General features: G+C 53.7%; 9 protein-coding genes. 2 read left to right on the top strand and 7 right to left on the bottom strand.

Annotation, left to right across the window (positions count from 1 at the left end; genetic code table 11):
- Positions 1–58 precede the first annotated feature (58 nt).
- From ATG98_RS16870 to sdhC, 5 genes are all read right to left on the bottom strand, one after another.
- Positions 59–2,896: a 2-oxoglutarate dehydrogenase E1 component gene (locus ATG98_RS16870; RefSeq protein WP_098418259.1), complete on the bottom strand. Its 2,838-nt coding sequence runs from the start codon at positions 2,894–2,896 to the stop codon at positions 59–61.
- Between the two features lie 312 nt (positions 2,897–3,208).
- Entirely contained in the window at positions 3,209–3,913 is a 705-nt protein-coding gene (locus tag ATG98_RS16865; RefSeq protein ID WP_098423900.1) for a succinate dehydrogenase iron-sulfur subunit, read from the bottom strand.
- 13 nt (positions 3,914–3,926) lie between these two features.
- Complete coding sequence (gene sdhA / locus ATG98_RS16860; RefSeq protein ID WP_098423899.1) at positions 3,927–5,699, bottom strand: succinate dehydrogenase flavoprotein subunit; 1,773 nt, start codon at positions 5,697–5,699, stop codon at positions 3,927–3,929.
- 3 nt (positions 5,700–5,702) lie between these two features.
- On the bottom strand, positions 5,703–6,056 hold the full coding sequence (gene sdhD, locus ATG98_RS16855; protein WP_098423898.1) for a succinate dehydrogenase, hydrophobic membrane anchor protein: 354 nt from the start codon (positions 6,054–6,056) through the stop codon (positions 5,703–5,705).
- Positions 6,044–6,424 (bottom strand): succinate dehydrogenase, cytochrome b556 subunit, encoded by a 381-nt coding sequence (gene sdhC / locus ATG98_RS16850; RefSeq protein WP_098423897.1) that lies wholly within the window; start codon positions 6,422–6,424, stop codon positions 6,044–6,046. The genes sdhD and sdhC overlap by 13 nt, the downstream gene beginning before the upstream one ends.
- A 497-nt stretch (positions 6,425–6,921) precedes the next feature.
- Between sdhC and gltA the strand changes: the two genes are divergently transcribed.
- Positions 6,922–8,196 (top strand): citrate synthase, encoded by a 1,275-nt coding sequence (gene gltA / locus ATG98_RS16845; protein ID WP_098423896.1) that lies wholly within the window; start codon positions 6,922–6,924, stop codon positions 8,194–8,196.
- 89 nt (positions 8,197–8,285) lie between these two features.
- Positions 8,286–9,158, top strand: a complete 873-nt coding sequence (locus tag ATG98_RS16840; RefSeq protein ID WP_179888191.1) for an NAD(P)-dependent oxidoreductase — start codon at positions 8,286–8,288, stop codon at positions 9,156–9,158.
- 113 nt (positions 9,159–9,271) lie between these two features.
- Here the strand turns inward: ATG98_RS16840 and topA are convergent, their stop codons facing one another.
- Together topA and fadA are read right to left on the bottom strand one after the other, a co-directional pair.
- Positions 9,272–11,911, bottom strand: coding sequence for a type I DNA topoisomerase (gene topA, locus ATG98_RS16835; RefSeq protein WP_098418253.1), 2,640 nt, complete (start codon positions 11,909–11,911; stop codon positions 9,272–9,274).
- Positions 11,912–12,181: 270 nt separating this feature from the next.
- Entirely contained in the window at positions 12,182–13,357 is a 1,176-nt protein-coding gene (fadA, locus tag ATG98_RS16830; RefSeq protein ID WP_098418252.1) for an acetyl-CoA C-acyltransferase FadA, read from the bottom strand.
- Positions 13,358–13,370: the final 13 nt, after the last annotated feature.

Below are 13,370 nucleotides of genomic sequence, written 5' to 3'. Positions count from 1 at the left end.
CCTTTGTTCGATAGCTCGGAAGTTCGATAGCTCGCAAGTTTGATGGCTCGGTAGCTTGTCAGACTTCAAATGCGTCGTTAACCAGTTTTTTCTGCTGTTCGATGTGCACAGACATGTGGCCGGCCGCGGGTGCAGCCGAGGCATCACGACCCGCATATTCGAGGTGCAGTTTAGGGTTCAGCCGTTGCAGCGCGTTGCGCATATGGTGCTGGCTGCTATACCAGGCGCCCTGGTTCATCGGTTCTTCCTGGCACCAGACAGCGTGCTTAAGCTTGCTGAATCCCGCCAGTAATTCGTCCAGATCTTCACCCGGGAACGGATACAGCTGCTCTATACGGATAATGGCCGTGTCGTTACGCTCGTCGGCCTTCTTCTTCTCCAGCAATTCATAGTAGACCTTACCGCTGCAAAGAATAACCCGAGTGATTTTTTTCGCATCAGACGGTTCTTTTTCCGGCAGCACGGTCTGGAATGTACCTGAAGTCAGGTCGTCCAGGCTGGAAATAGCTTCTTTATGGCGCAACAGGCTCTTTGGCGTAATTGCAATCAATGGCTTACGAACCGGGCGTTTCACCTGTCGGCGCAGCATGTGGAACACCTGCGACGGCGTTGTGGGTACGCACACCTGGATGTTCTGTTCCGCACTCAGCTGCAGGAAGCGCTCAATGCGCGCCGAGCTATGCTCTGGGCCCTGACCTTCATAACCATGGGGCAACAACATGGTAAGACCACACAGACGGCCCCACTTGTGCTCACCGCTGGTCAGGAACTGATCGATTACCACCTGGGCACCATTGGCAAAGTCGCCAAACTGCGCTTCCCAGACAACCAGCGCGCTAGGCGATGTGGTCGCATAGCCGTATTCGAAGGCCAGTGCAGCCTCTTCGGATAGCAGAGAATCGTAAAGCTCGAACTTGGGCTGATCGTCTGACAGATGGGTCAGCGCAATGTGCGTAGAGCCATCTTTCTGGTTATGCAATACGGCGTGACGGTGGGAGAAAGTACCACGGCCCACATCCTGCCCCGTTATACGAATCGGATAGCCTTCGTTTAACAAGGTTGCATAAGCCATGATCTCGCCGTAACCCCAGTTAAGAGGCAAGGCGCCGGCCGTCATTTTGTCACGATCCTTCACGATTTTAGACACTTGACGCTGGATACTGAAACCTTCGGGCACTTCACTCAGTTTTTTGCCCAGTTTTTGAATGGTCTTCAGCGGCACGCTAGACTTGCATTTGGCTGTCCACTCGTGTCCCAGATACGGAGTCCAGTCAACATGAAGTTTGGCGTTTGGTTCTTTAACCAACGCTTTGACTACGTGCTCACCATTATCAAGAGCCGTGCGGTAATCATTTTCCATCTGCTTGGCGTGGTCTTCGCTCACGACGCCAGCATCAATCAGGCTATCTACATAGATGTTGCGCGTGGTTTTCAGCTTACGAATTTTCTCGTACATCATCGGCTGAGTAGCGGCAGGCTCGTCGGCTTCGTTGTGACCACGACGGCGGTAGCACACCAAGTCAATAACCACGTCGCCTTTAAATTCGGTGCGATAGTCCATTGCCATTCGGGTTACAAACAACACCGCTTCCGGGTCGTCTGCGTTCACGTGCAGAATCGGAGCCTGTACCATTTTGGCGATGTCTGTACAGTATTCCGTAGAACGAGCGTCTTCTTTCTTGCTGGTGGTAAAGCCAACCTGGTTGTTGATCACAATATGTACAGTGCCGCCAGTACCAAAACCGCGGGTCTGTGACATCTGGAAGGTTTCCATCACCACGCCCTGGCCTGCAAACGAAGCATCGCCGTGCATGATAACCGGCAAAACCTGCTTGCCGTCTTTATCTTCGCGGCGGGTTTGGCGAGCGCGAACAGAGCCCACAACCACCGGGGACACAATTTCCAGGTGCGAAGGGTTAAAGGCCAAGGCCAGATGAACCTCACCACTCGGGGTCATCACGTTGGATGAGAAGCCTTGGTGATACTTAACGTCACCGGAACCCGAGTCCGCCAGTTTTTTGCCTTCGAACTCGTCAAAGATTTCTGTCGGATTTTTACCCAGAATATTGACCAACACGTTCAGACGGCCACGGTGAGCCATTCCCAGAACGATTTCTTTGGTGCCACCGGAACCGGCACGCTGAATAATTTCGTCAAGGCAGGGAATCAGGCTTTCTGCGCCTTCAAGGCCGAAGCGCTTAACGCCGGGGTAGCGTGAACCCAGGTATTTTTCCAGGCCCTCGGCGGCGGTGAGGCGCTCCAGCAAATGAATACGGGTGTCGGCCTCAAAACCGGGATTGGAGCGAATCGGCTCCATACGTTGCTGGAACCAGCGCTTGATGCGAGTGTCGACGATGTGCATGTATTCTGCACCAATACTCTCGCAATAAGTCTGTTGCAGGCCTTTTATGATGTCGCCTAACTTCATCGTTTCAGAACCGAAACTCAGCGAGCCAGTCTGGAACTCGATATCGTTATCGGCGTTGTAAAGCTCGTGAAAAGCCGGGTCAAGATCTTCAACCAGTTCACGCGGTTTAACATTCAGCGGGTCCAGCTTCGCATGCTGGTGACCCCGAAAGCGGTATGCGTTAATTAATTGAAGTACGTGTGTCTGCTTTTTGTCCGCATCAGGTACGGCACCTGCTGGCGCAGCGTTGCCGGCCAGAAAACGCTGATTGCGGGAGATATGCTTAAACTGTTCACGAATTGCGGAATGGGCAATGTCTTTGCCCTGATAACCATCGACGCTGGGAAGTTTGTCGAAGTAGCTACGCCACTCTTCAGGGACAGCGTTAGGGTCTGAAAGATAGGTTTCAAAAAGCTGTTCAACGTAGGCAAGATTACCTCCCTGTAGATGGGAAGTTTGCCACAACTGCTCCATGATGCTTTCGTGCATTTTGAATAGCTCACCTTGGGCTGGTACGGGAAGCCGTAATGGTCGGCCAGTGCCTCATGCCAGTCAATACGGGTTTTTACGCTGTCGACTTTGGCCGCCACATCCGGAACGGATGCCTGCTTTCCCCGAAATTTTTTATACTTAGCGACGCAGTGCGAGCCACTTAACGGCTAACAATCACGGCACACGAAGTCTGAACCGGTACCAGACTATTGACTATACGCCTTTGGTTGAAGGCCCCGCCAAATTGGCGAGGCCTTCAAGAATCATACTCACCAGACACAGTATAGCGTCTGTATTACATTTTGCCGCTCAAGTTGCACGCTGCAGCAACAGGTTCCGAATATGGCCAATAGCCCTGGTCGGGTTAAGGCCTTTCGGGCACACGCTGACACAGTTCATGATACCGCGGCAGCGGAACACGCTGAACGGATCGTCCAAATCAGCCAAACGCTCGGCCTGGGCGGTATCACGGCTGTCCGCCAGGAAGCGGTAAGCCTGCAACAGGCCTGCAGGGCCAATAAACTTGTCCGGGTTCCACCAGAACGACGGGCAAGCCGTGGAACAGCATGCGCACAAAATACACTCGTAAAGACCGTCGAGCTTTTCACGGTCTTCCGGCGTCTGCAAACGCTCAATAGCGGGCGCAGGCTGATTGTTAACCAAGTACGGCATGACCTTTTCGTACTGCTTGTAAAACAGGCTCATATCCACAACCAGATCACGGATGACCGGCAAGCCAGGCAACGGGCGCAATACCAGCTTATCTTTTTTGATCACCTGAGACACCGGCGTGATGCACGCCAGACCATTTTTGCCGTTCATGTTCATGCCGTCAGAGCCGCACACGCCTTCACGGCATGATCGCCGGTACGATAGGGTGACGTCTTTTTCTTTCAGCAGATTGAGCACGTCCAGCACCATCAGGTCTCTACCTTTCGGAAGTTCAACCTCGACATCCTGCATGAACGGGGCGTTGTCTGCTTCCGGGTTGTAACGATAAAGGCTTACCAACATAGTCTTCGTCCCCTTAATACGACCGAGTCATCGGCTGGAATGTGTCGACAGTCTTCGGCGAGAAGTTAACATCACGCTTGCCAACCCGCTTGTCCAGCGGGAAATAAAGCGAGTGCTTCAGCCAGTTCTCGTCGTCACGCTCAGTAAAGTCGTTACGGGCATGAGCACCGCGACTCTCCTTTCGCTCTACCGCTGATACCGCAGTGGCGTAAGCAACTTCGAACAGGTTGTCCAGCTCCAGCGCCTCAATACGCGCGGTATTGAACGCGTTACTGGTGTCGGTCAGGCGGGTGTTGCGAACGCGCTCACCGATTTCACCCAGCAGCTGCAGACCTTTATCCATGCTTTCGCCGTCACGGAACACACCGAAATACAGCTGCATGCAGGTTTGCAGATCTTTACGAACCGCCGCCACGTGCTCACCTTCGGTCGCGTTAGCCAAACGATCAAGCCGCGCCATGGCGCGCTTGATATCGGCGTCACTGGCGCCGTCTACGTCAAAACCGTTGCGCAACTGCTCTTCAATGTGCAAGCCAGCGGCACGACCAAACACCACCAGGTCCAGAAGCGAATTGCCGCCAAGACGGTTGGCACCGTGAACTGAAACACAAGCCGCTTCACCACAGGCAAACAAACCACGTATTGGCTGATCTTTGCCGTCATCGTCTTGGGTCAACGCCTGACCGCCGACGTTCGTCGGAATACCGCCCATCATGTAATGACAGGTGGGAACAACAGGAACAGGCTCTTTCACCGGATCTACGTGGGCAAAGGTCTTCGACAGTTCACAAATACCCGGCAGACGCAGATTCAGGGTCTCTTCACCCAGGTGGTCAAGCTTCAGCAGAACGTGATCTTTTTCAGGACCACAGCCACGGCCTTCCAGAATCTCGATAACCATAGAGCGTGCAACAACGTCCCGGCCTGCAAGATCTTTGGAATTGGGCGCGTAGCGCTCCATGAATCGCTCGCCTTCGGAGTTGATCAAGTAACCGCCCTCACCCCGACAACCTTCGGTCACAAGCGTGCCCGCACCGTAAATGCCGGTGGGGTGGAACTGCCACATTTCCATGTCCTGCATCGGGAAGCCGGCACGCAGGGCCATGCCGATACCGTCGCCGGTGTTAATCAGGGCATTGGTGGTAGAAGCATAAATACGGCCAGCGCCGCCGGTCGCAAGAACCGTTGCTTTGGCTTTGATGTAAGCCACTTCGCCCGTTTCGATTTCAATGGCAACAACACCAACAACCTCGTTTTTGGCGTTTTTGACCAGATCTACCGCATACCATTCATTCAGGAAGGTAGTACCACCCTTCAGGTTGGCCTGATACAGCGTGTGCAAGAGCGCGTGACCGGTACGGTCGGCCGCCGCACAAGTGCGAGCTGCCTGGGTAGAATCATTCGGCCCTTTGGATTGACCGCCGAACGGGCGCTGGTAAATACGGCCCTGCTCGGTGCGCGAGAATGGCAGGCCCATATGCTCAAGCTCGAACACAGCTTGCGGGCCTACGGAACACATGTATTCAACCGCGTCCTGATCGGCAATGTAATCCGACCCCTTGACGGTGTCATACATGTGCCAACGCCAGTCGTCATTGGGATCCGCGCTGGCGATCGCACAGGTAATACCACCTTGAGCAGACACGGTGTGCGAGCGGGTTGGAAACACCTTGGTAATACACGCCGTTTTCACGCCGGTTTCGGTCAACTGCAAAGCTGCGCGCATACCGGCACCGCCGCCGCCAATCACGATGGCGTCATAGGTCATAGTCTTGATATTAGCCATTAATTAAAACCCCCACAGGATCTGAATACCCCAAACCAGATACACGAACATGGTCAAACCGCACGCGGCCTGCACTAGAAAGCGCGGCAAGGCTGATTTCATATAGTCAGTTGTTACTGTCCACAAGCCAACCCAAGCGTGCGCACCAATCGAAAGCAGAGCCATCAGCGTGAAAATACGCATCCAGGTCTGGCCGAACAGGCCTGTCCAGGTGTCGTAGCTCATGCCAGGATTGGCAATAATGAAGACGAAAAGAACCACTGTGTACAGTGCCAGAACATAGGCCGAAACACGTTGCATTAGCCAGTCTGCAACACCACTACGGCCCAGATTGGTTACACTACTTACATTGCCCATATCCAAACTCCTGCCAGCACAATCAGAATTATGGCAACGGCCAGAGTCACTTTGGCAGCCACCAGGCCGCTCTCTAACTCTTCACCAATACCCATGTCCATAAGCAGGTGCCTGACGCCTGCCACCAGGTGATATAGCAGGGCCGACAAAATGCCCCAGACAATCAGCTTGGCGAGGAAGCTGTTCAGCAATTCACTCACATGGCCGTAAGCCTCTTCCCCTGATAGAGAAAGATCCAGACCATAAAGCATAAACGCTACACCGACAAAAATAATGATGCCGCTGACGCGGTGCAATATGGAGGTAATGGCTGGCAATGGAAAATGAAACTTGCCGAGATCGAGATTTACTGGTCGTTTGCTATTCACAGCGCTCTCACACTCTCTTTGTTGCCGCGGAGCCGGCAAGCCGGACGCAGGTGATTGGTATATAAGGATCAATGTGCAGATACGAGACTGACACACGATTGGCTCAGGGTATGAGGGGATTTTTTCCCGACAGCTCGTTGCGCACTGGCAAGGTTGCGTTGGGAAAGGCGCCACGGTCGGCTAAACCCCCAATTCCGGGCTAAAGATTATAAGGAGTAAGCGAATTAATTACAAACCTGCAATTGACGCAAATCATTGCCAGTAAACGAATGTATATCAAGACAAAAGGCTTATTGACAACAAAGCCCTGCAAACGTCATAACGAGTACCGGCATTTACTCATTGACGCTATCGAGCTATTTTAGGTTTTGTGTAGCCTTTTGTTGACAAAGAAAGCGATCAGCCTATATTTTGCCGCCAGTTTTGCGATAATACGCGCCTTACTCGCGCATTCTTAAACTCTGAAAAGCTGACACGCTTTTAAACAGGAGAGCACCATGACCGACAGGAAAGCCACGCTGACAGTAGGCAACAAGTCCCTCGAGCTACCGGTTTACTCAGGCACCGTCGGCCCAGACGTTATTGATGTACGGAGCCTGGTCCAGCAAGGCGTGTTCACTTACGATCCCGGCTTTGTATCCACAGCGGCTTGCGAGTCGGCCATCACCTTTATTGATGGTGGCAAAGGCGTACTTTTGCACCGCGGCTATCCAATCGAGCAGCTGGCAGAACATTCTGATTACTTAGAACTTTGTTGGTTGCTACTGCACGGAGAGCTTCCCACTGCCGAAGAAAACGAAGCATTTCACGAAACCATCAAAAACCACACCATGCTGCATGACCAAATGCGCAATTTCTTTAACGGCTTCCGCCGTGACGCGCACCCAATGGCCATTATGTGCGGCGTAGTGGGCGCTTTATCGGCGTTCTATCACGACCAGATGGACGTAACCGATGAGCACCAGCGCGAAATAACCGGCCACCGCCTGATCGCGAAAATGCCCACCATTGCAGCCTGGTGTTACAAGTACAGTATTGGCCAACCCTTTGTTTATCCGCGTAACGACTTGACCTACGCCGAAAACTTTCTGCAGATGATGTTTGCCACCCCGTGTGAGGAATACAAGCCAAATCCGATTCTGGCCAACGCCATGGACAAAATCTTCATTCTGCACGCTGACCACGAACAAAACGCATCCACCTCTACCGTGCGCCTGGCCGGCTCTACCGGCGCCAACCCCTACGCGTGTATGGCTTCTGGCATTGCAGCACTGTGGGGGCCCGCTCACGGCGGCGCCAACGAAGCGGTTCTGGCCATGCTGGCCGAAATTGGCGATGAATCCAACATCGAAACTTTCATCGACAAAGCCAAAGACAAAGACGACCCGTTCCGCCTGATGGGCTTTGGCCACCGGGTGTACAAAAACTTTGACCCCCGGGCCAAGGTCATGGCCGAAACCGCTCACGAAGTGTTGACGGAACTGGGTTTGGAAAACGACCCGCTGCTGCGCATTGCCAAGCGCCTGGAAAAAATCGCCCTCGAAGACGAATACTTTGTTGAGCGCAAACTTTATCCGAACGTAGACTTCTACTCTGGCCTGATTCTAAAGGCGATTGGTATTCCTACGTCTATGTTCACCGTTGTTTTTGCCCTGTCGCGCACTATCGGCTGGTTCTCTCACTGGAACGAAATGGTCAGCGGCGATTACCGTATTGGTCGTCCGCGCCAGCTTTACACGGGCTCGCCCAAACGCGATTACCCGAAAGATTGATTCAGTGATGCAAACACCCTGAGCAAATATCAGAAAAACCGCTAGTTTTAGCGGTTTTTTTGTTTTGTACCAATCCTGAGGAGCAAATCATGACAACCGTGAGCTTTATTGGTCTTGGCGTTATGGGCTATCCCATGGCCGGGCATTTGGCAGCTGCCGGCTACGATGTCCGAGTGTGGAATCGTACCAGCAGCAAAAGCCAGCAGTGGGCAAAAGATTACAACGGCAAGGCCTGCGCCAGCATCGCCGAGGCGGTTCAGGGCAGCACCATTGTTCTTACCTGCGTAGGCAACGACGATGACTTACTGGCAGTGTATGAAGGCGACACCGGCATTCTCGCCAATGCCGCCCCGGGAACGCTACTGATTGACCACACCACCGCCTCAGCCATGGTTGCCGAACGCCTGGCCGAACGGGCTGCACAGCAACAAACCGGCTTTATCGATGCGCCCGTGTCTGGCGGACAGCAAGGCGCCGAAAAGGGCCAACTGACCGTCATGTGCGGTGGCAGCAGGAGCGACTTCAAAAAAGCAGAACCCGTGTTAAGTATTTACTCTAAAGCTCTGAATCTTATGGGGCCGGCAGGGGCGGGCCAGAAGACAAAAATGGTCAACCAGATTGCCATTGCGGGACTGGTTCAGGGGCTGTCAGAAGCCCTGCACTTTGCCGAACAGGCTGGCCTTGACGCCAGCAAAGTCGTTGAGGTAATCTCAAAGGGAGCGGCTCAGTCCTGGCAAATGGAAAACCGGTCCGGTACCATGATTGCCGGTGAATTCGAACACGGTTTTGCGGTGAACTGGATGCGTAAAGACCTGGCCATTTGCCTGGAAGAGGCGCGAAAAAACGGCGCGCGACTGCCGGTAGCGGCACTGGTGGACCAGTTTTACGGAGATGTACAGCAGATGGGTGGCGAACGATGGGATACCTCGTCGCTGATCGAGCGCTTGCGCCCGAAAATATAAAGCGCTCAGATTCAGAAGGCGGGGATTTTCATCTTTGTAAATTTTTTAGTCTCTGCAAACAGCAATGGGCGGGTTTTCACCTGCCCATTGCTTCATAACTCAACCCGCCCAACTTATTTCTGTTTAGGCTGCCACTTGCCGCTCACATACCAAGCCGACCAGCCAGTCGCTTTGCCGTCTTTTTCCGACATTACGTACTGCTCCTTGGTTTTCCGGCTGTAGCGGATCACTGACGGATTACCTTCAGGATCGCGCTCAGGCGCTTCCATCAAGTAGTTGTGCTTGGGATCAATCTCGTCGCGGTGGGGTTTAATTTCCAGCACCAGCGGCGGACGGGTTTCCCGATTCTTGGGAAACTTGCTTGCCGCCAGAAACATGCCGGACGCACCATCACGCAACACATAGATGTCATCCACTTTCTGGCACTGCAACTCCGGCATCGCCACCGGATCCATCTTGGGCGGTGCAGGCTCACCACTTTTCAGCAGCTTACGGGTGTTTTTGCATTCTTCATTGGTACAGCCAAAATACTTGCCAAAACGACCGGTTTTCAGCTGCATTTCGCTGCCGCACTTGTCGCAATCCAACGTCGGGCCATCATAACCCTTAATACGGAAACTGCCCTGCTCGACTTCATAGCCGGAGCAATCCGGATTATTACCACACACGTGAAGCTTGCGGGTTTCGTCTACCAGGTAGCTGTCCATAGCCGTGCTGCACTTGGGGCAGCGGCGCTTCATCCGTAACAGGCGGCTTTCGCCCTCACCTTCCACGTCTTCTTCAGCGCTGACCACTTCGTCACCGGTCACCAGGTTAATAGTGGTTTTACAACGCTCTTTTGGCGGTAACGAGTAACCCGAACAGCCCAGGAAAACGCCGGTGCTGGCAACGCGAATCTGCATGTTACGGCCACATGTAGGGCACGGAATGTCGGTTTCCGTAGGCTCGTTAGAACGCATACCGCCGTCTTCGTCATTCGCCTCGGCCACTTCCAGTTGTTTTCGGAAACGGCCATAAAAATCATTCAGAACTTTTTTCCATTCCACATTGCCGTCGGCAATATGGTCTAAATCACCTTCCATCTGTGCGGTAAAGCTGTAATCCATCAGATTACTGAAAGATTCACACAGCCTTTCAGTCACAATTTCGCCCATTTTTTCGGCGTAAAAGCGACGGTTTTGCAGGCGCACGTAACCACGGTCCTGAATGGTCGAAATAATAGACGCGTAAGTAGAAGGTCGGCCAATACCCTGCTTTTCGAGTTCTTTCACCAGACTTGCTTCAGTGAAGCGCGGTGACGGCTTGGTGAAATGCTGGGAGGGATCGAGCTTGTCCAGGCCGAGGCTCTCGCCGACACGGATGTCGGGCAGCGCAACGTCTTCGTCTTTTTTCGACGCCTGGGGTGCAACTTTCAAAAAGCCTTCAAACTTGCTGATGCGACCCCGGGTGCGCAGCTCGTAATCGCCGTTGGCCACGACGATAGACGTGCTGAGAAATTCGGCGTCGGCCATTTGGCAGGCGATGAACTGGCGCCAAATGATGTCGTAAAGCTTCTCGGCGTCTTTCTCGATACCGGTAATAGATACCGCCTTTCGGGTCGCTTCGGTCGGGCGGATAGCCTCGTGAGCTTCCTGAGCACCTTGCTTGCTACCATAGATGCGGGGGCTGTCCGGCAGGTACTCTTTGCCAAAGGTAGACTCTACATACTCACGACTGCTGTTAACGGCATCCTGGCTCAGGTTGGTGGAGTCAGTACGCATGTAGGTGATGTACCCGGCTTCATACAAACGCTGGGCCAGCATCATGGTTTTCTTAACACTGAAGCCCAGGCGGTTACTGGCGGCCTGCTGCAAAGTCGACGTAATAAAAGGAGCACCCGGGCGCGAACGGGTTGGTTTGTCTTCACGCTTGGCCACCGCAAACTCGCCCGCTTTGAGACGCGTTACGTGGTCATTGCTCTGGGTTTCGTTAACCGGGCGATAGGGTTTGTCGTTGTAGCGGGTAACTTCGAAACGCACCGGCTGCTTGGCGCTTGTGGTTGCGAGGCCTGCAAACAGCTGCCAGTACTCTTCCGGCACAAACTTGCGGATTTCCCGTTCACGCTCAACAATCAGCTTTACCGCAACCGATTGCACACGGCCGGCGGACAGACCGCGGGCCAACTTGGCCCAAAGCAGTGGCGACACCATGTAACCGACTACGCGGTCCAAGAAACGCCGTGCCTGCTGGGCATGCACCATATCGGTGTCCAGCTTGCCGGGGTCTTTGAAGGCGCCCTGAATAGCGCGTTTGGTAATTTCATTAAAAACAACGCGCCGGTATTTTTCCGGCTCGCCGCCAATGGTTTGCTGAAGGTGCCAGGCTATGGCCTCACCTTCGCGGTCTAAATCCGTTGCCAGATAGATGTGGTCGGCAGACTTGGCCAGTCGTTTCAGCTCATTAACGACCTTTTCTTTACCCGGCAAAATTTCATAGCGCGCGCTCCAGTCGTGATCCGGATCTATACCCATGCGGGCGACCAGCTGTTCACGCGCTTTACGCTTCTTGTGCACCACCTTATCTTCAGGGCTCAATTTACGCGTGACGGCGGCCTGGCGAGCACGCTCTTTGGGGTCGCTGGTGGACCCGCTGCCGCTAACTGGAAGATCACGAATGTGCCCGACGGACGACTTAACAATGAAGTCGTCCCCCAGATACTTGTTGATGGTCTTCGCTTTCGCTGGCGACTCGACAATTACGAGACTTTTACCCATATCGGAGATCTGTATCCTTGGCGGTAAATCGGTCAGTTGTGCAGCAAACCGCAAACTCGCTGTAAAATCAGGCGGCTATAAAAACAACCTTGCCGCTGACATGTATAGGCTCACTGTTTTACAGGGTCAAGAATAGCAAGACAACCCATTCTTTGTTTTCCAACCGGCTTTTTTTCGTCCGGATAAACAACTTTTTTCATTTTGATAAACAACAAGGCCCGGCTAGTTGCCGGGCCTTGTTGTTAAACGTCAGCTAGGATTCACAGGTAATCACAGCCGCTCCCACACCGTCGATATACCCTGGCCCAAGCCGATACACATGGTGGACACACCGTATCTACCGCCGTTGGCCTGCATAATATTCAGCAGCGTGGTTGAAATGCGCGCACCAGAGCAACCCAGCGGATGACCAAGTGCAATAGCGCCGCCGTTGAGATTCACTTTCTGATCCACGACACCCATCAGCTTGAGATCTTTCAACACCGGCAAGGACTGCCCGGAAAAGGCCTCATTCAGCTCCCAAAAATCGATATCTTCGATTTTCAGACCGGCACGCTTAAGCGCTTTCTTGGTCGCAGGGACCGGGCCATAACCCATAATAGCCGGGTCAACGCCCGCTACCGCCATGCTCACAATCCGCGCCATCGGCTTGAGGCCAAGGGCTTGGGCACGCTCGGCAGACATCAATATCATCGCTGCTGCACCGTCGGTGAGCTGCGATGACGTACCGGCTGTTACCGTGCCGTTTTTCGGATCAAACGCCGGGCGCAACTGGCCCAATGATTCAGCGGTGGTTTCCGGGCGGATGGTTTCGTCGTGCTCAATCAGCACTTTGAAACCGTTCTCATCGTGCCCTTCTATAGGGACGATTTCGTTCTTGAAACGGCCCTCATCGGTGGCTTCCTGCGCCAGCCGATGGGAACGCGCTCCGAATTCGTCCTGTTGCTGACGGGTGATGCCGTGCATCTTGGCCAGCATTTCTGCTGTCAGGCCCATCATGTTGGAAGCTTTGGCCGTGTACTTAGACGCCGCCGGGTTGTGATCAAACCCGTCGGTCATACCAATGTGGCCCATGTGCTCGACACCACCCACCACGAACATGTCACCGTTGCCGGTCATGATCGCCTGGGCCGCGGTGTGAATCGCGCTCATGGCAGAACCACACAGACGGTTAACTGTCTGGGCACCGGCTTCGTGGGGCACTTTTGTCAGCAAGGAAATGTGGCGTGCCACGTTGAAGCCCTGCTCGCGGGTCTGGTTCACACAGCCCCAGATTACGTCTTCCACTTCTTTCGGATCGAGCTTGGGATTGCGCTCGAACAGTGCGTCGATCAGGGTTGCCGACAGGGTTTCTGCACGTACATTGCGGAAACAGCCGTTTTTGGCGCGGCCCATCGGAGTCCGCACGCAATCAATGACGACAACGTCTCTCGGATTAAGGCTCATAGATCTTTCTCCG

The organism is Marinobacter sp. LV10R520-4 (genome assembly GCF_002563815.1).
In the GTDB taxonomy this organism is placed as follows: Bacteria; Pseudomonadota; Gammaproteobacteria; order Pseudomonadales; family Oleiphilaceae; genus Marinobacter.
Note: the sequence above shows the minus strand (reverse complement) of the source record. Positions and strands in the feature narration are given on the sequence as shown.